A 24,625-nucleotide genomic window follows, 5' to 3' on the forward strand; every position below is an offset into this window, starting at 1 on the left:
CCGGTTCAGGCGGCTTCCGGCTCTCTCTCGGAATGCCCGGCAGGTGCGATAACGCCCAGATCATCGAGCGCTGCGGCAACAGCTTCGTCGATCGGCGTGCGCGGTTCATGCCCCAGCACCGCTACCAGCCTGTCATTCTTCATGTGCAGCGGTGTCCGCCACAGATAGCGCACTTCGGCGACCTCCCGCATCAGCGGCATGAAGGGTGCAAGCAGCGGCACCATGAACCAGGGAAACGGCCGCACAGGCAGTTTCGGATTGCCGGATACCTTGCGAATGGCGTCAATCAGGCCTGATCCGTCCGCGTCCCAATAGCCTTCGAACTGAAAGCTTGCAAAAGCCGGCAGGCTGCCGGCGCGCGCATCAAGCGCGGCGAAGGTTTCGCCAAGATCCGGCAGGTAGGCCCATTGATGGCCGACGCCGGGGGTGCCCAGCCGCGTCACCGATTTGAGCGGCTTGCCCGGTTTCACCATCTGCCCGAACCAGCTGTTGGCAACATTGGCCCCGCCGAAAAAGTCCCCTGCCCTGACGAGAATGACCTGCGTGCCGTTCCAAGCCGCCTCGCGCAGCCGCTCCTCCACCGCGACACGGATCTGCCCCTTGCGGGTGGTCGGGTTCTGCGGGCTTTCCTCGACCGGTTCCGGCAGCACATCGGGGCCGAAATTATAGACGGTGCCCGGAAACAGGATGCGCGCGTGATTGGCGTTTGCCGCCAGGATGGTATTGTCAAGCATGGGCAGCACCAGCTTTTGCCAGTTCTGATAGCCCGGCGGATTGACGCCATGAAAGATCAGGGTCGCGCCTTCTGCGGCCGCCATCACATCCTTCAGCGACATGGCATCGCCGCTGACCCATTCATAGGCCGGATACTTTTCGCGCTGCTTTTCCGGATGGCGGTGCATGGCGCGGATGCGGTAGCCGCGCGCATGAAGCGAGCGGGCAACAGCACCGCCAACGCCGCCGCTAGCCCCCAGAATGAGAGCGAGCGGGCGTATTGTCAGCGCATTTCCTGTGTTTGTCTCGGTCATCATCTTTGTCCTTTGCCTGAAACCTGCCGGCAGTATCGGAAAAGAGTGACCCAAACGGAATTGTATAAATATGTATCCTTGATATACATTTATTTATGGAAAGAACGAATTGGGACTATTACCGCACCCTGCTGGCCGTGCTCGATACCGGCTCGCTTTCGGCTGCCGCGCGGCATCTTGGCCTGACCCAGCCGACCGTCGGCCGGCATATCGAAGCGCTTGAGGCGGAGGCCGGCCAGCAATTGTTCACCCGCTCGCAGCGCGGGCTGGAGCCGACCGACACGGCGCTTTCGATGCGGCATCTGGCCGAAGCCATGGCCGCTACGGCCGATGCCATCCGGCGCACCGCATCGGAAAGCCGCACGGCCGTTTCCGGCAGTGTGCGGATCAGCGCCAGCGATGTCATCGCTGTCGAAGTGTTACCGGAAATTCTCGCTCCGGTGATGGCCGGACACGCCGCCCTAGATATCGAGGTTTCCGTCTCCGATGCGGTGGAAGACCTCCTGAACCGGCAGGCCGATATCGCGCTTCGCATGGTCAAGCCGACACAGGACGCGCTTCTGGTGCGCCATATCGGCGAGATCCCGATCGGCTGTTTTGCCCGTGATGATGTGATTGCCCGCCACGGCACGCCGCAAAAACCGGAGGACATCACAAACCTGCCCACCATCGGCTACGACCGCGAGCTGATCTATATCCGCGAAGCGACGAAAGCCCTTGGCGACATGCCGCTGCCGGCATTCGATTTCCGCTCCGACAGCAATCTTGCCCAATTGTCCGCGATCCGCTCCGGCTGCGGCTTCGGCTTCTGCCAGGTGCCGCTCGGCCGCCGCGATCCGCGTCTTGTCGAAGTGGTCAGGGGGCAGATCCCGCTCAGCCTGCCGCTCTGGGTGGTCATGCACGAGGATTTGCGCCACTCGCCGCGCTGCCGGGTGGTTTTCGATGCATTGGTGACGGGCCTCAAAGCCTATATCGCCACTGCCTAGAGCGTTTCAGACTGAAACGCTCTAACGCCCGTCGGACGGCAGGTAACGCTCCACCAGAAGGTGCCATTGTTCGCTGGAAAGCGTCGACAGGATCGCGATATTGAGCGCCTCGCGCTCCGGATCGTTTTCCGGCATGATCAGACCGTAATTCTGCTGCGAAAACGAAAGCGCGGTCAGATACAGTCCCGAATAATTGCGCAAGCCCCATTGTAGCGCGGCGCGGTCGTAGACGAACGCGTCGATCTCGCCCCTTTCGAGCGCATCCAGACCGGCGGCTATATCGGTATAATCGCTTGCCGTAACCTGCAGGACGTCAAGCTCATAGGCAGCGGCCGAGTTGCCGACCGTGCCGACCTTAAGACCGGCGAGATCGCCGACGCCCTCGATGGCGCTGGTGCTGATGGAGGATGTCAGCCCGGCGGCAAGCTGGGCGGTGGTGATCGCCGTCAGGATCAGGGCCGCAAACATCCAGAACATGGCCAGAAGCCGGCCAAGAAAGGTCATCGGCGCCTTGTCACCATACCCGACCGTGGTCATGGTCACCGTCGCCCACCAGAACCCGGAGAAAACCCCGCGCGCCGGGCGTGGCTCGAACTGCTCCGGATTGGCGCGCCGCTCCAAAAGCCAGATCAGCGCACCGATGACGAACACCGGGCCGGTCAGCAGGCCAAGCATGTAGAGAAAGGCCCGGGACGTCAGCAATTCCAGCATGAAGCGCGGCCCGAGGCGGTCAACGATCCGCAGCGCCACACCGACGCTGCTGCTGTAATAGGGCTGGGAAAAATCGATCACCGCCTCGTCGGCGGCATTGACCGGCACGGCGCCGATCGCAATATCCAGCGTCCCGTCCGCAACTTGGGAAATCATGTCGCCGGGCGCGGTTTCAACAAAACGATAGTCCCGATGTAGCGCACGGCCGAGCATGGTCATCATGTCGACCCCGAGCCCGTACCACGAACCGTCCCGATCCTTCATCACAAAGGGCGGCACGCTGTGGATACCGACCGTCATTGCGGTCTTCTCGGATGCCGGAGCGGCGGCGGTATCACCTGCATCCTGTGCCCGCGCCTGAACAGCAAACAGCGCAAACAGGAAAAGAGCAACGAAACAAAAGACACGCCCGCTGCCGGACATGCCGGTCGAATGGAAAAAACTGCGTCGCATGATACCCCGGCTCAAGCTTGAACAACCACGGCTATAGCCGCATTGACGCCGCATGTTAAGCGCGTATCGCGCTCGAAACAGAGCACGCTATTGCCGTTTTCCCGTTACGGGGAGCAGCAAGAGGGCAAGAAGCGACAGCAGGGCAAAGGCGGCAAATGTAATACGCAAACCCACGGCTTCGCTGAGAAAACCAACGGCTGCCGGGCTCGCCATCAACGTCACAAAGCAGATGAAAGACATGGTTGCGACATCCCGCTCGGGCGCATCGGAGCGGCGCGCGGCAATCGACAGCGCCACCGGATACACCACCGCGACGCCGACGCCCGTGACAGCGGCTCCGACGAGTGCGGCGATCATTGATGGCGCCAGGGCAATAGCAAGAAGCCCCGCGCTGGCGCAGATGATCGATCCCGCCACGACCAAACGCTCTCCCAGCCGTTCGAGAAGGGAATCGCCCGACAGGCGGACGACCGCCATGGAGGTCGAGAGAACCACCAGCAGAAGCGTTGATGAAAACGGAGCCGCACCGAGATCGCTGCGCATGAAGATCGCGCCCCAGTCACGCACGATGCCCTCCAGCGCAAGCGTGCCAAGCGGGAGAATGCAGAGCAACAGCAGCGCAAACTTTGGTATGCGTTCCTTAATCGGGATCCGTGCGTTTCCGGAAACAGCGGCACGACGGGGCACATCCGGCAGGCCCCGCGCCAGAACGGCTGCCGCCGCGACACCGGCCACCGCCGCAACACCGCCCTGTATCGAAACGGGAATGGACATTTGTGAAAATGCACCGCCAGCCAGAAGCCCGGCGATTGAACCAATGCTCCATCCGCCGTGGCAACGCGACATGACCCGCCTGCCCGCGGTCCGTTCGATATGCCCCGCCATCGCGTTCTGCGTAACCTCGGTATGCGACAGGCAGAGCCCCAGAAGGGCAAATACGACAATCAAGGTGAAGCGTGTTTCGGCAAATCCGACACCGAGCGACAAAGCACCGAGAACGGCGACTGAAAGCCAGCTTGCCTTTGTCAGTCCCACGCGGCCGACCATATACGGCGCCAGCATGAAACCGAAAATATTGCCGATCGGCATGCCAATCAGCACGAGGCCCAAAGCGGCATCGGACAAACCGTTACCGGCCTTGATATCGGGAATACGGGCATAAATCAGACTGGTGATGACCGCCTCGGCCGCAAACAGCATCAAGACGGCCCACAAGGTGGAACGGCGCTTTGTCATCGGACAGCTCTATCGCGGTTGCGAACAACAAAAGTCAGCCCATCCGACTCTTTAATTGCTGCTTTAGCCGAGCATTTATCACAAATGCCACATTAAGTGGTGGCTGTTTGCGAAAAACCGGCAACACGCTCGCCCGAGGGTATGGCAAGCCCCCCCCAAAAAAGACGCGCCCGATGCACACCTTCAGGCTTCTGAAAAAGATCGCCCCGCGCTCTTTCGTCATACCGGCCTTGAGCCGGTATCCAGGGCCGCTTGTTGTGCGCTTCCGGAAAGAGACTTTGCGCGCAAAGCCGTGACTGCTTGCAAGAGCCACCCATAAAAAAGGCGCGCCCGAAGCGCGCCTTTCAAACATGTCTGTTTCAAACGGGCCCTTAGCGGCAGGCCGCGCAGAAACGCTGGATGCGCTTGCAGGATTCCTCAAGGGCCTCTTCCGATGTGGCATAGGAGATGCGGAAGTTGGGGCCAAGTCCGAAGGCCGAACCGTGCACCACGGCGACCCCTTCGGATTCCAGAAGCTCGGTGACGAAATCCTCGTCATTGTTCATGACCTTGCCTGTCGGTGCGGTCTTGCCCATCAGCCCTGCGCAGGAGGGATAGACATAAAACGCGCCTTCGGGAACCGGGCACTCGAGACCGGTTGCCTGATTAAGCATCGAGACCACCAGGTCACGGCGCTTTTCAAAGGCGGCTTTGCGCTCGGGGATGAAGTCCTGGGTGCCGTTCAGCGCCTCGACCGAAGCCCATTGCGCAATCGAGCAGGCGCCGGAAGTCTGCTGGCTCTGGATCGTCGTCATCGCCTTGATCAGCTCTTCCGGACCCGCAGCATAGCCGATGCGCCAGCCGGTCATGGCATAGGCTTTCGAAACGCCGTTCATGGTCAGCGTGCGGTCATAGAGGCCGGGCTCGACTTCGGCCGGTGTCGCGAATTTGAAATCGCCATAGGTCAGATGCTCGTACATGTCGTCGGTCAGCACCCAGACGTTTTCATGCTTCATCAGCACATCGGTCAGGGCCTTCAGTTCATCATGCGAATAGGCAGCACCCGAGGGGTTGGACGGCGAGTTGAAGATGAACCATTTGGTCTTTGGCGTGATCGCCTTTTCCAGATCTTCGGCCTGCAGCTTGTAATTGTTTTCCTTGGTGGCGGAAACGAACACCGGGGTGCCGCCGCAAAGCGCCACCATTTCCGGATAGGAGACCCAGTAAGGTGCCGGGATGATGACTTCGTCGCCCGGGTTCAGCGTCGCCATGAAGGCGTTGAACAGGATCTGCTTGCCGCCCGTGCCGACAATCGTCTGCGAAGGCTTGTAGTCGAGATTGTTCTCGCGCTTGAACTTGGCAACGATTGCATCGCGCAGCGGCGGAATGCCGGGCACCGGCGTGTACTTTGTCTCGCCGCGGTTGATCGCCTCGATGGCGGCCTGCTTGATGTTGTCCGGTGTATCGAAGTCGGGCTCGCCGGCGCCGAGACTGATGACATCGCGCCCTTTCGCTTTGAGGTCGCGTGCTTTCTGGGCCACGGCGATGGTGGCGGAGGGCTTCACACGAGAAAGAGCGTCAGCAAGAAGGGCCATTTTCAATGTCCTGATGTCTAGATTGAACCTTGGAAAGCCGCCGGAGCGCGGCACGTTTTCCAAGTGCTTGGTCTAAGCCGAATTTGCCCACCGTTTCAAGCGCAATCCTCGCTCAATCGTCAATTGAGGGCGCCCTGTGCCCTTCGGGAAACGCCGCACGGGCCGCCTTTGCGGATATTCGCGCCGGCAGCCCGGCATCCGGCGCCGGTAACCATGCCTTGAATCGGCCCCAAAATGGGTCCCGTTAAACCACCTTTGGTCCAGAAGCCGTCGCATTCAGGTGGCCTTTTAGGCAGCGCAGAACGACCGCAGAAGGAGTAGGTCAATGTTGACGACCAAGAGAGTGCTGAAAGCGATCTCGGCACGATCACAATCGTGGAAACGCGGGCTTTATGCCATCGCAGCGCTCGGCATGCCGGCACTGATGGCAATGGCGCCCACGCAGGCGGCTGCACAGAATTCGCTCGACACCGCGCCCCTGGTGGCCGTTGATCCGGCGTCCGACTTCTTTGCCGAATACCTGCCGTTTTCGGGGTCCGGCACCAACAGCTTTCAGGACATCTTCAACCATGTGGTCGCCCGCGACCTCATGATCGGGCTGATGCTGGCCATCGCTGTCGCAATGGTGGTGGGCGCGTCCTATCTCTGGCGTGAAAACGTCAATCATCTGCGGGCCGACGCCGACAGCAAGAAACGCAAGGCGCTTGATATCTTCTGATCGCGCATGCGGTAAACAGCCCCCCCTTCGGCCGGTCGCGTAACAAAGGGAGCGATCACCCGATCCTCCCCACGGACCATGGCCGGTACCGGTCTCCATCCCGATACCGGCCATGGTCCGTGTCACCAGCCCGCGGGCCTGTTCCAAAGCCTCGATTTTCAAAAGTCTCCGCTCTTCCAAACCCTTTCCCGCATGGCCTTGCGGTCTGAATCGATAAAAAATTTTACCGTTTGATAAATTTTTTATTTCGCGGTAGCATTCCCCCAATAACCTTAAAAACGGGGAACATTGCGATGCGAAATCTGGAACCTGCCCTCAAGGGCGGGCGCCTGGCGCCCGACGACTATCACCGAAACTTTTCGGACCTGCACCCGCCCATGGACCGGCACGAGGCGGCCGTGGAAGCAGACCGTTGCTACTTCTGCTATGACGCGCCCTGCATGACGGCCTGTCCGACCGAAATCGATATTCCGCTGTTCATCCGGCAGATATCGACCGACAACCCGCTGGGTGCGGCCAAGACAATCTTCGACCAGAACATTTTCGGCGGCATGTGCGCGCGCGTCTGTCCCACCGAAACGCTGTGCGAGGACGCCTGCGTGCGCAACACGGCGGAAGAAAAGCCGGTTGAGATCGGCCTCCTCCAGCGCTACGCCACCGACAAGGCGATGGCCGAGAACAAGCAGTTCTATACCCGCGCCGCAGAGACCGGAAAGCGCGTCGCCGTGGTCGGCGCCGGCCCTGCCGGCCTTGCCTGCGCGCATCGCCTGGCCAAGACCGGTCACGATGTCATCGTTCTGGAAGCCAAGGAAAAGCCCGGCGGCCTCAACGAATACGGCCTTGCCGCCTACAAGACGGTTGATGATTTTGCCCAGAAGGAAATCGCCTACCTGCTGGAAATCGGCGGTATCGAAATTCGCGGCGGGCAGATGCTTGGCCGCGATTTCACGCTCGATGAACTGCGCCGCGACTATGATGCGGTGTTCCTCGGCCTCGGCCTTGGCGGCGTCAACGAGCTCGGCGTTGCCGGCGAAGACCTTGCAGGATGCGAAGACGCCGTCGATTTCATCGAAAACCTGCGCCAGGCGGACGACCTCTCCACCGTTTCCGTCGGCTCTCACGTCGTGGTCCTCGGCGGCGGCATGACCGCCATCGATGCAGCCGTCCAGTCGAAGCTGCTCGGCGCCGACGAGGTGACATTGTGCTATCGTCGCGGGCCTGCGGCCATGGGCGCCTCCAAATTCGAGCAGGAGCTTGCGGCCTCGCACGGCGTCTTCATCCGCCATTACCTCGCGCCCAAGGAAATCATCGGCGAGGACGGCCGCGTCTCCGGCGTGTTGTTCGAACACACCGAAATCCGTGACGGAAAGCTTGTCGGCACCGGCGAAACCGGCGTGATTGCCGCCGACCATGTGCTGACGGCGATCGGCCAGACCTTCATCACCGACCATCTGGACGGGCTGAAGCTGGTCAACGGCCGCATTGCCGTCGACGCGGAAGGCCACACCTCGCTTCCCGATGTCTGGGCAGGCGGCGACTGCATCAAGCGCGGCGAGGACCTGACCGTTACATCGGTCCAGCAGGGACGCGATGCCGCCATTGCCATAAACCATGTTCTGGCGGGCGAAGCGCCGCTTGCAAGCGCTGTAGCCTAAGGAGAAACAAGATGGCTGATCTTTCCAATAATTTCGTCGGTATCAAATCGCCCAATCCGTTCTGGCTCGCCTCCGCGCCGCCGACGGACAAGGCCTATAATGTCGAGCGCGCCTTTCGCGATGGCTGGGGCGGCGTTGTGTGGAAGACGCTCGGCGAGGAAGGCCCGCCGGTCGTCAACGTCAACGGCCCGCGTTACGGCGCGATCTGGGGCGCCGACCGCCGGCTGCTCGGCCTCAACAATATCGAGCTGATTACCGACCGCGACCTCTATCTCAACCTGCGTGAGATCAAGGAGGTCAAGAGCCGCTGGCCGGACCGCGCCATCGTGGTTTCGATCATGGTGCCGTGCGACGAGGAAAGCTGGAAGGCAATCCTGCCGCTGGTGGAGGAAACCGGCGCGGACGGGATCGAACTGAATTTCGGCTGTCCTCACGGCATGTCCGAGCGCGGCATGGGGTCCGCCGTCGGCCAGGTGCCGGAATATGTCGAGATGGTGGTGCGCTGGTGCAAGCAGTATACCCGCATGCCGGTGATCACCAAGCTGACGCCCAACATCACCGACATCCGCCATTCCGCTCGTGCCGCACATCGCGGCGGCACCGATGCCGTCTCGCTGATCAACACCATCAACTCCATCGTTTCGGTCGATCTCGACACCTTCGCGCCCAACCCGACGGTCGGCGGCAAGGGCACGCATGGCGGCTATTGCGGCCCGGCGGTCAAGCCGATCGCGCTCAACATGGTGGCCGAGATTGCCCGTGATCCGGAAACGGCCGGCATGCCGATTTCCGGCATCGGCGGCGTGACCACATGGCGCGATGCGGCCGAATTTCTGGTGCTGGGGGCGGGAAACGTGCAGGTCTGCACCGCGGCGATGACCTATGGCTTCAAGATCGTGCAGGAAATGATTTCGGGGCTTTCGGCCTGGATGGACAGCAAGGGGTTCAGCACGCTCGATGAAATCTCCGGTCGCGCCGTGCCCAACGTCACCGACTGGCAGTACCTGAACCTCAACCACATCACCAAGGCCCGTATCGATCAGGACGCCTGCATCAAGTGCGGCCGCTGTCACATCGCCTGCGAGGACACCTCGCATCAGGCGATCACGGCCATGGTCGATGGCGAGCGGCATTTCATGGTGAAGGAGGAAGACTGCGTCGGCTGCAATCTCTGCGTCAATGTCTGTCCCGTGGAAAACTGCATCGATATGGTCGCGCTTGCCCCGGGCGAAAAGGATCAGCGCACCGGCAAGACGGTTTCTTCCGACTACGCCAACTGGACATCGCATCCCAACAACCCGATGGCGGCCAAGGCTGCCGAATAGCAGGCCAACGCGCTCAACACGGATGCAAAGCCACGGCCCGGCTTCGGGGCGTGGCTCAGATTATTGACAAAGGTTGCTTCCCCCACATTCGTCATGCTCGGGCTTGTCCCGAGCATCCAAACACGCATCAATGCGACAAGCGTTTCGAATGAAAATCTGTTTAAATACAATATACTACGAAACGCCAACGCCGCTCGTGCGGAACGGTGGTTAGATCCTCGGGACAAGCCCGAGGATTGTTTGTTCAAAACGGTCTATTGTTAAAGCGGGACTGCGGGCTTCCCCCGCAGTCCCGGCGACAGGCGACCGTCCGAGGATTGGGACAGCACCCCAGGTCATCAAGGCTCCCTGCCGCCTTTTGCTTCACCGCTTGGAGAGTTGATTGGGCACAAGACGCCCGCAAACAATCCTAAGCCCGCAAAGGATAGCAGGACAATGGACATTTTGCACACTGCACCGCATCGATGCTTCGGCATCGATGTCGCCAAGGACAATCTCGTCGTCAGTGACGGCGGCGCCTGCGTGACCATTCCCAACAATCGCCGCGGCATCCGGGCCTTTCTCAAGGAAAGACAACCCGACTTCATCATCTGTGAACCGACCGGCGGCTACGAACTCATCCTTCTGGAGGAATGCCTCAGCGCCGGCCTTGCCTGCCACCGGGCTGACGTCATGAAGCTCAAAGCCTATATTCGTTCCATGGGAACGCTGGGCAAGAGCGACGCCATCGATGCCAGGCACCACATGGCTGTCTACGGCCGCGAACGGTGGGCAAGCCTGCCCTTGTGGCGCGAACCGGACCCCGATGAGGTGCGGTTGCAGGCCTTCGTGCGCCGCCGGGCCGATCTCGTGGCGCTTAAGGTTGCCGAGCAGAACCGCTCCAAAGCCGGCGGCGCCAAAGCGTTGGCCGCGTCGTTCAAGGCGGTGCTCGGCGTCATCCAGCGGCAGATCGACGGGCTCGAAAGAAAAATTGCCGCTCTGGTGGAAAACAGCGCGAGGCTTCGCCGGCGCATCGATATCTGCATGACGGTCAGCGGCGTCGGCTTCCTGGGCGCGGCAAGCCTTCTGGCTCAAATTCCCGAGCTGGGCTCAATAGATCGCCGACAGGCAGCGGCCCTGGCGGGAACAGCGCCCTACCCCAGCGAAAGCGGCAACGCAAACGGACGCCGACGACAACGGGGCGGAAGGCCCCAGGTCAAGACAACCTTGTTCATGCCCGCCATGTGCGCCGCACAGGGAAAGGGACAATTCGGCCCCTTCTACAAACGCCTCATCCAAAATGGAAAACCACCCATCGTCGCAATCGCTGCGACAATGCGAAAAATCATCATAACCATCAACGCAAGGATAAGGGACTATCAACAACAACAGAGTTGATGACGCCTCCTAAACGGAGAGGCTTGTCAGCAGTCTGAGCCACGGCCTAGTTTCGGAACCGTGGCTTTTTCATTTCAGCCATTCATATTCAAAAACACAATCAAAAAGAAAAATATAATATAAATACTAAATTCCAGTTTTTATGTATAATTCAATATAATATCATTTTTAAATTGCTTTTTATATTGAACATCCCGCAGCATATCCTCCGGTACGCGAAATTATGCGGAGGCGGATGGGGGTATGCTGAAGCCGGCAGCCTGGATAAGGAAAAAACGTTTCGGGTTCATCCCGAGCGATTTTCTCGCTCTGGCCGTGATCGTGCTGGTGCTGGGGTCTGTCTATGTCGCCAACCGGCAGGCTTCGGAAAACTACACGCAGAACCTGCGCCTGAAGACGTCGGAGCGCATGGCGGTGTCCACCTCACGGCTTGAGGCCGACCTTGAGGAAAATCTCAAACTGGTCGAGGGGCTGGGCTTTGCCCTATCGCTTGAGCCTGAAATCGAGGCCGACCGTTTCCAGCGGCTGGCACGAAGGCTCCTGAGCAGCCAGGATTCTATCGTCAGCATGGCACTGGCGCGCGACCTGATCATCACCATGGTCTTTCCTCCGGAGGAAAACCGCGAGGCGCTTGGCCTCAACTATCGTGACCATCCCGAACAGATGGCCGCCATCCGTCAGGCCCTGCTCAAACGCGGCCCGGTCGTCGACGGCCCGGTCTCGCTGGTTCAGGGGGGCTCTGCGCTGCTGGCCTATTATCCCCTTTATGACAGCGAAGGACGTGATGCATGGGGCATATTGTCGGCCGTCATCAACCTCAAGCGCCTGCTTTCCGACCGCGCGATCACCGAAACGCATCCCGACCTCATTATGGCAGTCGGCAAGAATACCGCCGGGGGCATGATCGGCGAGACACTGTTCGGCCCACCCGGCATTTTCGACGGTAACCCGGTCACACAGACCATCGATCTGGCAAATACACAGTGGACAATTGCCGCCATTCCGAAAGCCGGCTGCCAGGAGCCTTTCGTTGACTCGATGCGGCGACAGGTCATGATCGGAACCATAGGCCTGATCATCATTGCCGCCGTTACCGGCATCGCACATCTGATGCGCGTGCGCCACCGCAACCTCATGACCGTGCGCCGCCTTTCACAGCGCATGGACCTTGCCCTCGACGCCTCGAAAATCGGCGTATGGGAAATGGATGTGGAAACCGGCGAAGCGATCTGGGACGAGCGGATGTATGCGCTTTACGGCAAACCTCCCGATTGCGGGCAAAGCCCCATGCAGATCTGGTTTGAACGGCTTCACCCGGATGACGTTCAAAAGGAAAGAGCCAGACTTGAGGTCACGATTGCGGAGGAAAAGAACTTTCAAAGCCGTTTCAGGATCGTGCTGGACGACGGCTCCCTCCGCCACCTCCAGGTCTTCGGTGATATCCACACCAACCCCGATGGCCATACCTATCTGGTTGGCGTCAATCGGGATATCACCGAAGACGTGGAACTTCACGAAAACCTCAAACAGGCCAGCGCCGAAATGCGACGGAAGAATGCCGCGCTGGAAGAGGCGCAGAAAGTGCTTCGCCACAATGCGCTTCACGATGCGCTGACCGGCCTTGCAAACCGCCGACAACTGGGCGAAGCCTTTGTCGACAGCCCATACGGAAACCGGAAGACGCCGACGGCCCCGCCCCATGCGGTGCTGCATATCGACCTCGACCGCTTCAAGGAGATCAACGACACGCTTGGCCATGCTGCCGGTGACGCAATGCTTCGGCACTGTTCGAACATGCTGAAAAGCATCGCCGGCACGAATGACTTCCTGGCCCGTGTCGGCGGAGACGAATTCACGCTGATCACCCATTGGGACGGCGATATCGAGCGGCTGACCCGCATGGCGCAGGAGATCATCCGCGCGCTCGGAAAACCGCTTCAATACGGCGAACATCAGGTGCGCATCAGCGCCAGTGTCGGCATCGCCTGGATCGATGAAGACACCACCACCATGCGTGACCTTCTCGTCAATGCCGGTATCGCGCTCTATGAAGCAAAGCGCATGGGCCGCAACCAGTTCGTGATTTTCGATGCCACACTGCGCAACATCGCAGTCACCAACAAGAAGGTGGCCGATGAATTGCTGGCGGCCATTGAAGATGACCAGTTCGAAGTGTTCTATCAGCCGCAGATTTCCGCGCACACGATGGAACTCGACGGTGTGGAGGCGCTGGTGCGCTGGCACCACCCCACGCGCGGACAGCTGGCGCCGAGCCATTTCATCGGAACGGCCGAGACCACCGGCTCGATTGCCCGGATCGATGCACTGGTTCTCAGCAAGGCCAGTGCGCAGTTCAGAGCCTGGCAGCAAAGCGGGCTCCATGTTCCGCACATCTCGGTCAACGTCTCAGCGCAGCGGCTGATCGACCCGGCGCTCATCAAGGGGATTGCCGAAAGCCGGCTGGAACCGGGGCAACTTTGCCTGGAATTGCTGGAATCCATCTCGTTCGATGATCAGGACACCAGCCTGGAGACAAGCGTTGCGGCCATCAAGGCCCACGGCGTGGATGTGGAGATCGATGACTTCGGCACCGGTTATGCCTCGATCCTCAGCCTGCTTGCCCTTTCGCCGAAAAGGCTCAAGATCGACCGGCAGCTCGTATTCCCCATCACCACCGGCCAGAGCCAGAGGCGGCTTGTCGCCTCGATCGTGGAAATCGGCAGGGCTCTGGGTATCAAGGTCATCGCCGAGGGCGTCGAAACGGCCGAACATGTGCGCATATTGCGCGATCTCGGTGTCGACACGTTTCAGGGCTATTTCTTTGCGCCGCCGCTATCAGCCGACGCGCTTTCACGTTTTGCCCGAAAGAAGGCGTGGCTTGCGCATGAAAGCAGCGCCGGGCTCAAGGCTGATCCCGGTCGATAATCAGCCCTTTCACGAACAATGTCTCGAGATAGCGGGCCGCATCCTCGAACCGCCCTTCGCCGGAAAGCCCGTCGCCCAGCACGGCACGGACCTGCACATCGAAATCCGCATAATGCTGCGTTGTCGCCCAGATCGAAAAGAACAGGTGATAGGGATCGACCTGGCGCAGCTTTCCGGCCCGCTGCCAGGCGCGAATGACCTTTGCCTTTTCATCGACCAGATCCTTCAGCTCCCCTTGCAGGAAAACCCCGGTATTGGGCGCTCCCTGGATCACCTCATTGGCAAAAAGCCGGCTCTCACGCGGAAAATCACGCGCCATTTCAAGCTTGCGGCGAATATAGGAGCGGATCTCGCTTTCGGGGTCCTTCTCGGCATCGAAAAGGCGCAGCGGATCGAGCCAGACCTCCATCACGCGCGCAATCAATGCTGTGAAAACCGCCTCTTTCGAACGGAAATAGTAAAGAACGTTCGGCTTCGACATACCGGCGGTCTCTGCAATCTGGTCAACCGTCGCGCCCCTGAACCCGTTTGCGGAAAACACATCAAGCGCGGCCTCGAGAATCACCTCCTCCTTGACTTCCTGTATGCGTGTCCGTCTTTGTGTTCTGCCCGCCCGTGGTGTCATTTCCACTTCAACCGCCCTTTGTTCCGCACCGCTCCCCGCGGCCATTTTTGCACAAATTCGAATCTCGCCTAAACTTTAGGCTATTTTTTCATCAAATGATGAGCGAATTTGATTTTGATCACTTGAGCCTTGGCGCGGAAGTTGTAAAGTTTACCAACCGGTCAAAAACGTGACCGATCCAGACAGGAAAGGCAATGCCCTTTTGCAGCGTGCAATATCGGCTGTCGGGCAAGGCCTCAGATAAAAACGAGGAACAGTGATGGCAGCCTTTGCCGGCGAAAACATGCGGATCAACGGTGACCGCCTTTGGGACACACTCATGGAAATGGCCAAGGTCGGCCCCGGCATTGCAGGCGGCAATAACCGCCAGACCCTGACCGACGCGGACGCGGAAGGCCGTGCACTGTTTCAGAAATGGTGCGAGGACGCGGGCCTGACCATGGGCGTCGATAAGATGGGCACGATGTTCATGACCCGGCCGGGCACCGACCCGGATGCCCTGCCTGTCTATGTCGGCAGCCATCTCGACACCCAGCCGACCGGCGGCAAATATGACGGCGTGCTCGGCGTGCTTTCGGCGCTGGAACTGGCGCGCACGCTCAACGACCTCAATATCAAGACCAGACATCCGATCGTGGTCACCAACTGGGCCAATGAGGAAGGCGCGCGGTTTGCGCCCGCTATGCTGGCCTCCGGTGTCTTCGCCGGTGTCCACACGCTTGAATATGCCTATGGCCGCAAGGATCCCGAGGGCCTTTCCTATGGCGACGAGCTGAAGCGCATCGGCTGGGTCGGCGAGGAAGAGGTCGGCGCGCGCAAGATGCACGCCTATTACGAATACCACATCGAACAGGGGCCGATCCTCGAAGCCGAAAACAAGGAAATCGGCGTTGTCACCCATTGTCAGGGCCTGTGGTGGCTGGAATTCACGCTGACCGGCAAGGAAGCCCATACCGGCTCGACCCCGATGGCGATGCGCGTCAATGCCGGCCTTGCCATGGCCCGTATTCTGGAAATGGTGCAGGCGGTGGCGATGGACGCCCAGCCGAATGCCGTCGGCGGCGTCGGCCAGATGTTCTTTTCTCCCAATTCCCGCAATGTGCTGCCGGGCAAGGTGACCTTCTCCGTCGACATCCGCACGGCTGACCAGAACAAGCTCGACAGCATGCGCGCAAAGATCGAAACACAGGCTGCGGAAATCTGTGCCGAACTCGGCGTCGGCTGTTCGGTCGAAGCCGTCGGTCATTTCGATCCGGTCACCTTCGCGCCGGAACTTGTGGCCAATGTCCGCGATGCCGCCGAAGAACTCGGCTACAGCCACATGGACATCGTCTCCGGCGCCGGCCACGATGCCTGCTGGGCGGCGAAAATGGCGCCGGCAACCATGGTCATGTGCCCCTGCGTCGACGGTCTGTCGCACAACGAGGCCGAAGACATCTCCAAGGAATGGGCAACCGCCGGCGCGGACGTGCTGCTGAGGGCGGTTCTGAAGACGGCGGAGATTGTGGAATGACGGCAGGCGCTGCGCCCTCACCCGGCGCCTGCGCGCCACCCTCTCCCCACGGGGAGAGGGGGAGCCTGCGGCATGCTCGGCATTTCCGACAAGCACCATCGTCAAACGCGAAGCGCCCTCCCTTCTCCCCTGAGGGGAGAAGGTGGCCAAAGGCCGGATGAGGGGGCTCATGCCAAGCACACACACCCAGTTCGCACGCTCCCTGCGCCGCAACGAAACGGATGCCGAGAAGGTACTTTGGCGCGAGATCAGGAACCGCAATCTCAACGGCTTCAAATTCGTGCGGCAATATCCAGTCGGCCCCTATTTCGCCGATTTCGCTTGCCGCGAAAAAACGCTTGTTGTCGAACTGGATGGCGCACAACATGCTGAAAACATGAGAGACGCAGAGAGAACACGCTATATCAACAATGCAGGCTTTTCGGTCATCCGCTTTTGGAACGAAGAAGTGCTTCGAGAAAGAAACGACGTGCTTGAAACCATTGTCGCCATTCTCGAAAATCGCCTGACCGAAGCCTGCAACACCACGCGCTTCTCGCCCGCCACGGAGCAAGTCCAATGAAGTCAAAGCAAAAGCCCACGCTTCGCTCACGCGGCTTCATCGGCGCGAAACCGGCCTCGACCGTCAGCGGCGGGGCGGCGGTTGCGCCGCAGGCAGGCGGAGCAGCCAGAAGCCGGGGCAGTATCAGCCCCGACACGGGGGCTGCGCCTTCGGACATGAATATGAACACCTATCCGCGGGGAAAATATCGGCTGAAATAGACAACACCAGAACGAGAAGCGGAAAACCGCCCGTTTGAAACGCAAGGGAACAGCATTATGAGCACCGTTATCAAGGGCGGCACCATTGTGACCGCCGACCTGACCTACAAATCCGACGTCAAGATCGAAGACGGCAAGATCATCGAGATCGGCCCCGATCTTTCCGGCGACGAGACACTGGACGCGACCGACTGTTTCGTCATGCCCGGCGGCATTGATCCGCATGTCCACCTCGAAATGCCTTTCATGGGCACCTATTCCACCGATGACTTTGCCAGCGGCACGCGTGCGGCCGTTGCCGGCGGCACCACCATGGTCGTCGATTTCTGCCTCCCCGATCCCGGCCAGTCGCTGCTTGATGCCATCAAGCGCTGGGACAACAAGTCGACCAGTGCAGCCTGCGACTATTCCTTCCACATGGCGATCACCTGGTGGGACAAGCAGGTGTTCGACGAGATGGAAACCGTCGTCAAGGAAAAGGGCATCAACACCTTCAAGCATTTCATGGCCTACAAGGGCGCGCTGATGGTGAATGACGACGAGATGTTCGCCTCGTTCCAGCGCTGTGCGGAACTTGGCGCCATGCCGCTGGTTCATGCCGAAAACGGTGATGTCGTTGCCAGCATGCAGGCAAAACTGATGGCAGAAGGCAATAACGGGCCGGAAGGCCATGCCTATTCGCGCCCGCCGGAAGTCGAAGGCGAGGCCACCAACCGCGCCATCATGATCGCCGACATGGCCGGCGTGCCGCTTTATGTGGTTCACACCTCCTGCGAGCAGAGCCATGAGGCCATCCGCCGCGCCAAGCAGAAGGGCATGCGGGTTTATGGCGAACCGCTGATCCAGCATCTCATGCTCGATGAAAGCGAATATTTCGACAAGGACTGGGACCATTCCGCCCGCCGGGTGATGTCGCCGCCGTTCCGCAACAGGCAGCATCAGGATTCGCTGTGGGCCGGCCTGCAGGCGGGCACGCTGTCGTGCGTGGCCACCGACCACTGCGCCTTCACCACCGAACAGAAGCGCTACGGCGTCAACGACTTCACCAAGATCCCCAACGGCACGGGCGGCCTTGAAGACCGGCTGCCGCTTTTGTGGACCTATGGCGTTTCCACCGGCCGGCTGACGATGAACGAATTCGTCGCCGTCACCTCCACCAACATTGCCAAGATCCTCAATCTGTATCCGAAAAAGGGCGCTGTTCTGGTGGGCGCCGATGCCGATCTCATCGTCTGGGATCCGACCCTGGAAAAAACGATTGCCGCCGACACCCAGGTTTCGGCCATCGACTACAATGTCTTCGAGGGCAAGCATGTGAAGGGCCTGCCGCGCTTCACCCTGTCACGCGGCAAGGTCGTGCTGGAAGAAACCACCTTGAAGACCGAGGAAGGACACGGCAAATTCGTCAAGCGCGCACCCTATCCGGCCGTCAACAAGGCGCTTTCCACCTGGAAGGACCTTGTCGCCCCGCGCAAGATAGAGCGCGCCGGCATTCCACCTTCGGGAGTATAATATATGGACTGGTCAAGTGTGGCGGCCTTTGCCGCGACCGAATTTCTGCTGTGCCTTTCGCCCGGCCCCGCCGTGCTTCTGGTGGTCGGGCTTTCCATGCGGCAGGGTTTCTGGCGCTCGCAGGCGGCCGCCGCCGGTATTCTGGCAACCAACGCGCTTTATTTCGCGCTGTCGGCGGCCGGCGTCGCCTCGCTGATCCTGATGAGCGCCACGCTGTTCAATGTGGTGAAGATCGTCGGCGCGGCCTATCTTGCCTGGCTCGGCATCAAGATGATTGCGCCGCTGTTCTCGCGGCGCAAAGGCGAAAGCGATGCCGTGCTTGCCCGCGCTGCCGACATGCGGCGCGCGGCCCCCGAGGCCCCGTTCCGGCTGTTCTTCCGCGGTTTCAGCGTGCAGGCGGCGAACCCGAAGAACCTTGCCTTCTTCGTTGCCATCCTGCCGCAATTCGTCAATCCGACCGGTGATGTGGCCATGCAGATGATGGTGTTCGGCGGCATTTCGGTGCTGCTCGAACTGCCGATCCTGATCATCTATGCGCTCGCCTTCTCCGCCCTTGCGCGCGTGATAACGGAGCGTCTGGTTGCCTGGCTTGAGGCCTCTGCCGGCGGCATTCTGATCATGCTGGGCGCGGCCCTCGCCCTGCAGAAAAGGATCTGAGCCGATGAAGAGCGAAAACATCATCCGCATCGCCGTCGCGCTGATCATCAATGAAAAGGGCGAGATGCTGACCGTGCGCAAACGCGGCACGGAGGCCTTCATGCAGCCCGGCGGCAAGATCGATGCCGGTGAGACGCCGCTTGAAGCGTTGATCCGCGAGCTGAATGAGGAACTGGCGCTGACATTTTCAGCCGATGATTTTTGTTATCAAGGCAAGTTCAGCGAGTTGGCGGCCAACGAACCCGGCATGATTGTCGAGGCCGAGGCGTTTTCCTGCTTCGCGGCCCCCGAGGTCACGCCGCAGGCCGAAATCGAGGAGCTGAGATGGCTGCCGGTCGAGGGCGACGTCGGCGTCAAGCGCGCGGCGCTGACCGAAAAACATCTGTTTCCGATAGCGGCACGGTTGAGCGCTGACAGAAACAGGGTGTCGTCATGAGTTCCGCCAAAACGCTTTTTTCCGGCCTCTCCGCCTTTCCCGTCACGCCCGCCGACGAAAATGGCCATGTCGCCGCCGACCGCTTCGGAAGGCTCGTCGCGTATCTGGCAAAGGCTGGCGTGCCTTCCATCGGCGCGCTGGGTTCAACCGGCAGCTATGCCTATCTTTCGGGCGCAGAGCGTGCCCGGGCGCTGGAAGCAGCCGTTGAGGCGGCCGGCAACACCCCGGTCATCGCAGGCGTCGGCGCGCTGACAACGGCCGATGCCGTCTCGAACGCGAAGGCGGCAAAAGCGGCGGGCGCATCCGGACTTCTGCTGGCGCCGATGTCCTATCTTCCGCTGAGCGATGCCGAGGTGGAGGGGCTGGTCAAGACGGTCGCAGCCGCCACGGACCTGCCGATATGCCTTTACAACAACCCGACGACGACGAAATTCACCTTTTCCGAAGACCTCATCATCCGCCTTTCCGCCATCCCGACCATTGCCGCCGTCAAAAACCCGGCACCGCAAGACGGCGACTTCGCCGGTCAGCTGGCGCGGCTGCGCAATAAAGTGCCGGAGGCTTTTTCAATCGGCTATTCCGGCGACTGGACCGTTTCCGGCGCGCTTTCTGCCGGTGCGGATGCCTGGTATTCCGTGTTGGGCGGCATCTTCCCCGCGATCTGTCTCGATATGTGGCGCGCTGCCGGCGATCCGGCGCGGCTTGCGGCCGTCAATGAGCAGCTTGCGCCGGTCTGGCAGGTCTTTGCCCGGCATTCCAGCTTCCGCGTCGTCCACGCTGCTGCCGAAATTCTGGGTTTCGGCCCGGCAACGCCGGTCCCGCCCCTTTTGCCGCTTTCCCCCGAAGCGCGAAACGAGGCCGAGAAGGCCTTCACCGCCGCCGGCCTTCTGGAGACCGTTTCATGACCACGCCCCTTTCCGTCGTCTCCGCCAGGGAACTCTGTCTCACTTTCGAGACCAATGATGGTCCGGTGCACGCCCTGAAGGATGTCAATCTGGAGGTAAAGAAGGGCGATTTCGTCTCCTTCATCGGCCCGTCCGGCTGCGGCAAGACCACCTTTCTGCGCGTGATTGCCGATCTTGAGAAAAAGACCGCCGGCGAAATCACCGTCAACGGCACCACGCCGGAAAATGCCCGGCTCGACCGCGCCTATGGTTATGTGTTTCAGGCGGCCGCCCTTTATCCCTGGCGCACGATTGAAAAGAACATCGCGCTGCCGCTGGAAATCATGGGCTACACCAGAGCCGATCAGAACCGGCGCATTGAACGGGTGCTGGAACTGGTCGAGCTTTCCGGGTTTGAGAAAAAATTCCCATGGCAGCTTTCCGGCGGGATGCAGCAGCGCGCCTCGATTGCCCGCGCGCTCGCCTTCGATGCCGATCTTCTTTTGATGGACGAACCCTTCGGCGCGCTGGACGAGATCGTTCGCGATCATCTGAACGAGCAATTGCTGAAGCTGTGGGCCGCGACCAACAAGACCATCTGTTTCGTCACCCACTCGATCCCCGAGGCGGTCTACCTGTCCACCAAGATCGTGGTGATGAGCCCGCGCCCCGGCCGGGTGACCGACGTGATCGATTCCACCCTGCCGAAGGAACGCCCGCTCGACATTCGCGAAAGCCCGGAATTTCTGAAGATCGCCCATCGCGTGCGCGAGGGGTTGAGGGCGGGGCATAGTTATGAGTGACAGAAGGTTTCCAAGCGCCCTCTATGCCGTCATCCCGGCCTTGAGCCGGGATCCAGGGCCATCCGACGGATGGCTGCGATCGGGCATCGAGAGCATGTCGAAATCGACAGGGCAGAACATGTTGCCCTGGACCCCGGATCAAGTCCGGGGTGACGGGAGAGGACAGCATAAGGGAGAGAATGCCGGCGATCTCCCCTCAACTTTCCCCATCGATGCAAGACAGTCGCATCTACCCTTGCGGCTTGCTCCCAATACTCTCTCCCGCTTGCGGGAGAGATGCCCCGAAAGGGGCAGTGAGGGTGAAGCAGCGTTTCGAAATCGTGACGGCGTCCGTGTGGAAAGTCTCCCCCCTCACTGTCGCTTTCGCGACATCTCTCCCCTCCGGGGCGAGAAGACTTGGGGGCTGTGCGGCAAAGCCATGTGCGGTCACCTTGCCTTCAAGGACAAAGATTGGCGGGTGGGCTTGGCCGCCGCAGCGGATCGAACTGCGCGCGCGCGGTTCGACCAACGGGAAGGGCACCGCCATGCTGCGTGAGCGCGTCCTTCCCGTTGCCACCGTCGTCTTTGCCATCCTTGCCATATGGTGCGTGTTCGTGGTGGTGATGAACCGGCAGTTTGTCGAGGATCAGGCGCGGCGGGCGGGGCAGAACATCAGCTTCACCGAGATCGTGGCCCAGTCCTATACGCTGGACCGGCCGGTGCTGCCCTCGCCGCATCAGGTGGCGGTGGAGCTTTGGAACACCACCGTCGACAAGAAGATCACGTCGAAGCGCAGCCTCGTCTATCACGCATGGATCACGCTGTCCTCCACGCTGCTCGGCTTTGCCATCGGCTCGGGTTTCGGCATCATTCTGGCGATCGCCATCGTTCATAACCGCACGATGGAACGCTCGATGATGCCGTGGATCATCGCCAGCCAGACCATCCCCATCATCGCGATTGCGCCGATGCTGATCGTGGTGCTGAATGCCATCGGCATTACCGGGCTTCTGCCCAAGGCGCTGATCTCGACCTATCTGTCGTTCTTCCCCGTCGCCGTCGGCATGGTCTCGGGGCTGCGCTCGCCCGACGCGCTGCAGCTTGACCTGATGCGCACCTATAATGCCAATGACCGGCAGATCCTGTGGAAGCTGCGCTTGCCATCGGCCATGCCCTATCTGTTCACCTCGCTGAAGATCGCGATTGCGATCTCGCTGGTCGGCGCGATCATTGCCGAACTGCCGACGGGGGCGGTCGCCGGCCTTGGCGCGCGACTTCTCTCCGGCTCCTATTACGGGCAGACGGTGCAGATCTGGTCGGCGCTGTTCATGGCCGCAATCCTGGCCTCCATTCTGGTCGCCCTTGTCGGCGTGGCCCAGGCCGCGGTCCTCAAACGCATGGGGGTCAGGCCATGAGCAACGGTTTCGTCTGGTTTGCATTCGCCTTCTGGATCGGCGGTTGGGCCTTCAACGAATGGCTGGTGCGGCAGAAATTCTCGAACCCGGTTGTCAATCGGCTCGCATGGTTTGCCGTGCCGGTGATCTTCGGTGTCTCGCTGATCATCATCTGGGAAGGCGTTGTCGTCGCTTTCGATATTCCGCCGATCCTGCTGCCCGCGCCGAGCGATGTCTGGGTGCGGCTGACGCATTCGCTGCCGATCCTGTGGGCCGATTTCCGCCAGACCTTCCTGAAGGCGGTGCTGATCGGCTATGCCATTGGCTGCGGTTCGGGCTTTATCGTCGCCATCCTGATCGACCGCTCGCCTTTCCTGAAGAACGGCCTCCTGCCTTTCGGCAATTTCGTCTCCGCGCTGCCGATTGTCGGCATCGCGCCGATCATGGTGATGTGGTTCGGCTTCGACTGGCCGTCAAAGGCCGCCGTAGTGGTGGTCTCGACCTTCTTTCCGATGCTGGTCAACACCATTCAGGGGCTTTCGGCATCCTCCAGCATGGAGCGCGACCTGATGCGCACCTATGCGGCAAGCTGGGGCCAGACCATGGTCAAGCTCCGGCTTCCAGCGGCATGGCCGTTCATTTTCAATGCGTTGAAGATCAATTCCACGCTGGCGCTGATCGGCGCCATTGTGGCAGAATTTTTCGGCACACCCACCGTCGGCATGGGTTTCCGGATCTCCACGGAAGTGGGCCGGGCCAATATCGACATGGTCTGGGCCGAAATAGCGGTGGCGGCACTTGCCGGCTCCGCCTTTTATGGCGTGGTGGCGCTCATTCAGCGCGTCGTCACGTTCTGGCATCCCTCCGTCCGGTCCGGGCGGTCGTGATGAACCAATCGAAACAAAGGGGAACGAAAACATGAAATCGACATTTCTTGCGGCATTGACCGCCGGCGGTCTGGCGCTTGGCGCGGGCCAGGCCCTTTCGGCAGACGAAATCACGCTTCAGCTCAAATGGGTCACGCAGGCCCAGTTTGCGGGCTATTACGTGGCGCTGGAAAAAGGCTTCTACGAGGAAGAAGGCCTCGACGTCACCATCAAGCCGGGTGGCCCGGATATCGCGCCGGCACAGGTTCTGGCCGGCGGCGGCGCCGATGTGATCGTCGACTGGATGCCGTCGGCGCTCGCCACGCGCGAAAAGGGCGTCCCGCTCGTCAACATCGCCCAGCCGTTCAAATCCTCCGGCATGATGCTGACCTGCCTGAAGGAAAACAACGTCATGAGCCCGGAGGATTTCCCCGGCAAGACGCTCGGCGTCTGGTTCTACGGCAATGAATATCCGTTCCTGTCGTGGATGGCGCATCTCGGTATTCCCACCGATGGCGGCGAGGACGGCGTGACCGTGCTGAAACAGGGCTTCAATGTCGATCCGCTGCTGCAGAAACAGGCGGCCTGTATCTCGACGATGACCTATAATGAATACTGGCAGGTGATCGATGCCGGCATTCCCGAAGACGCGCTCAACACCTTCAAGTATGAAGACGAAGGTGTGGCCACTCTGGAAGACGGCCTCTACGTGCTCGAGGATGACCTTGCCGATCCGGCCTTCAAGGAAGACATGGTCAAATTCGTCCGCGCCTCGATGAAGGGCTGGAAGTGGGCCGAGGAAAACCCGGACGAGGCCGCCGAGATCGTGCTCGAATATGACGACACCGGCGCCCAGACCGAAAAGCACCAGAAGCGGATGATGAGTGAAGTAGCCAAGCTGACGGCCGGCTCCAACGGCGCGCTCGACCCGGCTGACTATCAGCGCACGGTCGACGTTCTGCTGGGCGGCGGATCGGACCCGGTCATCACCAAGCAACCGGAAGGCGCCTATACGCTGGAAATCACCGACGCGGCGCTTTCCAAATAAATTTCAATCACTTGATTAAATCATGATACGCGCGGCCTCATCCCGAGGCTGCGCGTATTGCATTTTTGCACCAGTAAACACTATAATCGAACCGATTGGTTCAATTTTGGCGTATTTTGCCGAAATGCGACTTGAAATAGAGCCCAGTTGTGACGAAC

22 protein-coding genes are annotated in these 24,625 nt (G+C 60.5%); 17 read left to right on the plus strand and 5 right to left on the minus strand.

The features are described from left to right. Nucleotides 1-5 precede the first annotated feature (5 nt). A complete protein-coding gene (locus ABID12_RS02940; RefSeq protein WP_354433036.1) occupies nt 6-1,028 on the minus strand; it encodes an NAD(P)H-binding protein in 1,023 nt (340 codons plus the stop codon). 95 nt (nt 1,029-1,123) lie between these two features. Here ABID12_RS02940 and ABID12_RS02945 point away from each other — a divergent pair, with 95 nt between their 5' ends. Next, the gene (locus ABID12_RS02945) at nt 1,124-2,014 is read left to right on the plus strand and encodes a LysR family transcriptional regulator (RefSeq protein ID WP_354433037.1); all 891 of its coding nucleotides are present in this window, start codon (nt 1,124-1,126) and stop codon (nt 2,012-2,014) included. Nucleotides 2,015-2,035: 21 nt separating this feature from the next. Here ABID12_RS02945 and ABID12_RS02950 read toward each other — a convergent pair whose 3' ends face one another. From ABID12_RS02950 to ABID12_RS02960, 3 genes are all read right to left on the minus strand, one after another. Next, the gene (locus tag ABID12_RS02950; protein ID WP_354433038.1) at nt 2,036-3,178 is read right to left on the minus strand and encodes a transporter substrate-binding domain-containing protein; all 1,143 of its coding nucleotides are present in this window, start codon (nt 3,176-3,178) and stop codon (nt 2,036-2,038) included. A gap of 87 nt (nt 3,179-3,265) precedes the next feature. Beyond that, nucleotides 3,266-4,414 carry an MFS transporter gene (locus tag ABID12_RS02955; protein WP_354433039.1) on the minus strand — a complete coding sequence of 383 codons (1,149 nt, stop codon included), beginning with the start codon at nt 4,412-4,414 and terminating at the stop codon, nt 3,266-3,268. A gap of 371 nt (nt 4,415-4,785) precedes the next feature. Beyond that, nucleotides 4,786-5,988 (minus strand): pyridoxal phosphate-dependent aminotransferase, encoded by a 1,203-nt coding sequence (locus ABID12_RS02960; RefSeq protein WP_319519410.1) that lies wholly within the window; start codon nt 5,986-5,988, stop codon nt 4,786-4,788. A gap of 325 nt (nt 5,989-6,313) precedes the next feature. Between ABID12_RS02960 and ABID12_RS02965 the strand changes: the two genes are divergently transcribed. From ABID12_RS02965 to ABID12_RS02985, 5 genes are all read left to right on the plus strand, one after another. Further along, nucleotides 6,314-6,706, plus strand: coding sequence for a hypothetical protein (locus ABID12_RS02965; RefSeq protein WP_106301948.1), 393 nt, complete (start codon nt 6,314-6,316; stop codon nt 6,704-6,706). Nucleotides 6,707-6,999: 293 nt separating this feature from the next. Continuing rightward, nucleotides 7,000-8,361, plus strand: coding sequence for an NAD(P)-dependent oxidoreductase (locus ABID12_RS02970; protein ID WP_354433040.1), 1,362 nt, complete (start codon nt 7,000-7,002; stop codon nt 8,359-8,361). Nucleotides 8,362-8,372: 11 nt separating this feature from the next. After that, nucleotides 8,373-9,686, plus strand: a complete 1,314-nt coding sequence (gene preA / locus ABID12_RS02975) for an NAD-dependent dihydropyrimidine dehydrogenase subunit PreA (protein ID WP_319519408.1) — start codon at nt 8,373-8,375, stop codon at nt 9,684-9,686. A 435-nt stretch (nt 9,687-10,121) separates the two neighbouring features. Further along, on the plus strand, nt 10,122-11,063 hold the full coding sequence (locus tag ABID12_RS02980; RefSeq protein ID WP_354433041.1) for a transposase: 942 nt from the start codon (nt 10,122-10,124) through the stop codon (nt 11,061-11,063). 243 nt (nt 11,064-11,306) lie between these two features. Next, nucleotides 11,307-13,988: a bifunctional diguanylate cyclase/phosphodiesterase gene (locus ABID12_RS02985; RefSeq protein ID WP_354433042.1), complete on the plus strand. Its 2,682-nt coding sequence runs from the start codon at nt 11,307-11,309 to the stop codon at nt 13,986-13,988. Here ABID12_RS02985 and ABID12_RS02990 read toward each other — a convergent pair. After that, the gene (locus ABID12_RS02990) at nt 13,966-14,613 is read right to left on the minus strand and encodes a TetR family transcriptional regulator C-terminal domain-containing protein (protein ID WP_106301960.1); all 648 of its coding nucleotides are present in this window, start codon (nt 14,611-14,613) and stop codon (nt 13,966-13,968) included. The genes ABID12_RS02985 and ABID12_RS02990 overlap by 23 nt on opposite strands. 259 nt (nt 14,614-14,872) lie before the next feature. Between ABID12_RS02990 and ABID12_RS02995 the strand changes: the two genes are divergently transcribed. The 11 genes from ABID12_RS02995 (at nt 14,873) to ABID12_RS03045 (ending at nt 24,467) form a co-directional block, all read left to right on the plus strand. Beyond that, nucleotides 14,873-16,126 (plus strand): Zn-dependent hydrolase, encoded by a 1,254-nt coding sequence (locus tag ABID12_RS02995; RefSeq protein WP_354433043.1) that lies wholly within the window; start codon nt 14,873-14,875, stop codon nt 16,124-16,126. A gap of 157 nt (nt 16,127-16,283) precedes the next feature. Continuing rightward, a complete protein-coding gene (locus tag ABID12_RS03000) occupies nt 16,284-16,688 on the plus strand; it encodes an endonuclease domain-containing protein (protein ID WP_354433289.1) in 405 nt (134 codons plus the stop codon). Next, nucleotides 16,685-16,888: a hypothetical protein gene (locus tag ABID12_RS03005; RefSeq protein ID WP_354433044.1), complete on the plus strand. Its 204-nt coding sequence runs from the start codon at nt 16,685-16,687 to the stop codon at nt 16,886-16,888. Before ABID12_RS03000 ends, ABID12_RS03005 begins: the two co-directional genes overlap by 4 nt. A gap of 57 nt (nt 16,889-16,945) precedes the next feature. After that, the gene (hydA, locus tag ABID12_RS03010) at nt 16,946-18,400 is read left to right on the plus strand and encodes a dihydropyrimidinase (protein WP_354433045.1); all 1,455 of its coding nucleotides are present in this window, start codon (nt 16,946-16,948) and stop codon (nt 18,398-18,400) included. A gap of 3 nt (nt 18,401-18,403) precedes the next feature. Then, nucleotides 18,404-19,057: a LysE family translocator gene (locus tag ABID12_RS03015; protein ID WP_354433046.1), complete on the plus strand. Its 654-nt coding sequence runs from the start codon at nt 18,404-18,406 to the stop codon at nt 19,055-19,057. Nucleotides 19,058-19,061: 4 nt separating this feature from the next. Next, nucleotides 19,062-19,493: an NUDIX hydrolase gene (locus tag ABID12_RS03020; RefSeq protein WP_354433047.1), complete on the plus strand. Its 432-nt coding sequence runs from the start codon at nt 19,062-19,064 to the stop codon at nt 19,491-19,493. After that, the gene (locus ABID12_RS03025) at nt 19,490-20,398 is read left to right on the plus strand and encodes a dihydrodipicolinate synthase family protein (RefSeq protein ID WP_354433048.1); all 909 of its coding nucleotides are present in this window, start codon (nt 19,490-19,492) and stop codon (nt 20,396-20,398) included. The genes ABID12_RS03020 and ABID12_RS03025 overlap by 4 nt, the downstream gene beginning before the upstream one ends. After that, complete coding sequence (locus ABID12_RS03030) at nt 20,395-21,180, plus strand: ABC transporter ATP-binding protein (protein ID WP_354433049.1); 786 nt, start codon at nt 20,395-20,397, stop codon at nt 21,178-21,180. The genes ABID12_RS03025 and ABID12_RS03030 overlap by 4 nt, the downstream gene beginning before the upstream one ends. 881 nt (nt 21,181-22,061) lie before the next feature. Beyond that, nucleotides 22,062-22,574 carry an ABC transporter permease gene (locus tag ABID12_RS20845; protein ID WP_406539893.1) on the plus strand — a complete coding sequence of 171 codons (513 nt, stop codon included), beginning with the start codon at nt 22,062-22,064 and terminating at the stop codon, nt 22,572-22,574. Continuing rightward, complete coding sequence (locus ABID12_RS03040) at nt 22,571-23,440, plus strand: ABC transporter permease (RefSeq protein WP_354433051.1); 870 nt, start codon at nt 22,571-22,573, stop codon at nt 23,438-23,440. Before ABID12_RS20845 ends, ABID12_RS03040 begins: the two co-directional genes overlap by 4 nt. Nucleotides 23,441-23,471: 31 nt before the next feature. Continuing rightward, nucleotides 23,472-24,467, plus strand: a complete 996-nt coding sequence (locus ABID12_RS03045; protein WP_354433052.1) for an ABC transporter substrate-binding protein — start codon at nt 23,472-23,474, stop codon at nt 24,465-24,467. Nucleotides 24,468-24,625 lie beyond the last annotated feature (158 nt).

Origin of the sequence: Martelella mangrovi, assembly GCF_040545495.1 — a bacterium.
GTDB lineage: Bacteria > Pseudomonadota > Alphaproteobacteria > Rhizobiales > Rhizobiaceae > Martelella > Martelella mangrovi.

Bases quoted from the DNA above. Each gene is read 5' to 3' on its own strand.
- ABID12_RS02940 (WP_354433036.1), bottom strand. From the start codon at position 1,028: ATGACCGAGACAAACACAGGAAATGCGCTGACAATACGCCCGCTCGCT.
- ABID12_RS02945 (WP_354433037.1), top strand. From the start codon at position 1,124: ATGGAAAGAACGAATTGGGACTATTACCGCACCCTGCTGGCCGTGCTC.
- ABID12_RS02950 (WP_354433038.1), bottom strand. From the start codon at position 3,178: ATGCGACGCAGTTTTTTCCATTCGACCGGCATGTCCGGCAGCGGGCGT.
- ABID12_RS02955 (WP_354433039.1), bottom strand. From the start codon at position 4,414: ATGACAAAGCGCCGTTCCACCTTGTGGGCCGTCTTGATGCTGTTTGCG.
- ABID12_RS02960 (WP_319519410.1), bottom strand. From the start codon at position 5,988: ATGGCCCTTCTTGCTGACGCTCTTTCTCGTGTGAAGCCCTCCGCCACC.
- ABID12_RS02965 (WP_106301948.1), top strand. From the start codon at position 6,314: ATGTTGACGACCAAGAGAGTGCTGAAAGCGATCTCGGCACGATCACAA.
- ABID12_RS02970 (WP_354433040.1), top strand. From the start codon at position 7,000: ATGCGAAATCTGGAACCTGCCCTCAAGGGCGGGCGCCTGGCGCCCGAC.
- preA (WP_319519408.1), top strand. From the start codon at position 8,373: ATGGCTGATCTTTCCAATAATTTCGTCGGTATCAAATCGCCCAATCCG.
- ABID12_RS02980 (WP_354433041.1), top strand. From the start codon at position 10,122: ATGGACATTTTGCACACTGCACCGCATCGATGCTTCGGCATCGATGTC.
- ABID12_RS02985 (WP_354433042.1), top strand. From the start codon at position 11,307: ATGCTGAAGCCGGCAGCCTGGATAAGGAAAAAACGTTTCGGGTTCATC.
- ABID12_RS02990 (WP_106301960.1), bottom strand. From the start codon at position 14,613: ATGACACCACGGGCGGGCAGAACACAAAGACGGACACGCATACAGGAA.
- ABID12_RS02995 (WP_354433043.1), top strand. From the start codon at position 14,873: ATGGCAGCCTTTGCCGGCGAAAACATGCGGATCAACGGTGACCGCCTT.
- ABID12_RS03000 (WP_354433289.1), top strand. From the start codon at position 16,284: ATGAGGGGGCTCATGCCAAGCACACACACCCAGTTCGCACGCTCCCTG.
- ABID12_RS03005 (WP_354433044.1), top strand. From the start codon at position 16,685: ATGAAGTCAAAGCAAAAGCCCACGCTTCGCTCACGCGGCTTCATCGGC.
- hydA (WP_354433045.1), top strand. From the start codon at position 16,946: ATGAGCACCGTTATCAAGGGCGGCACCATTGTGACCGCCGACCTGACC.
- ABID12_RS03015 (WP_354433046.1), top strand. From the start codon at position 18,404: ATGGACTGGTCAAGTGTGGCGGCCTTTGCCGCGACCGAATTTCTGCTG.
- ABID12_RS03020 (WP_354433047.1), top strand. From the start codon at position 19,062: ATGAAGAGCGAAAACATCATCCGCATCGCCGTCGCGCTGATCATCAAT.
- ABID12_RS03025 (WP_354433048.1), top strand. From the start codon at position 19,490: ATGAGTTCCGCCAAAACGCTTTTTTCCGGCCTCTCCGCCTTTCCCGTC.
- ABID12_RS03030 (WP_354433049.1), top strand. From the start codon at position 20,395: ATGACCACGCCCCTTTCCGTCGTCTCCGCCAGGGAACTCTGTCTCACT.
- ABID12_RS20845 (WP_406539893.1), top strand. From the start codon at position 22,062: ATGGAACGCTCGATGATGCCGTGGATCATCGCCAGCCAGACCATCCCC.
- ABID12_RS03040 (WP_354433051.1), top strand. From the start codon at position 22,571: ATGAGCAACGGTTTCGTCTGGTTTGCATTCGCCTTCTGGATCGGCGGT.
- ABID12_RS03045 (WP_354433052.1), top strand. From the start codon at position 23,472: ATGAAATCGACATTTCTTGCGGCATTGACCGCCGGCGGTCTGGCGCTT.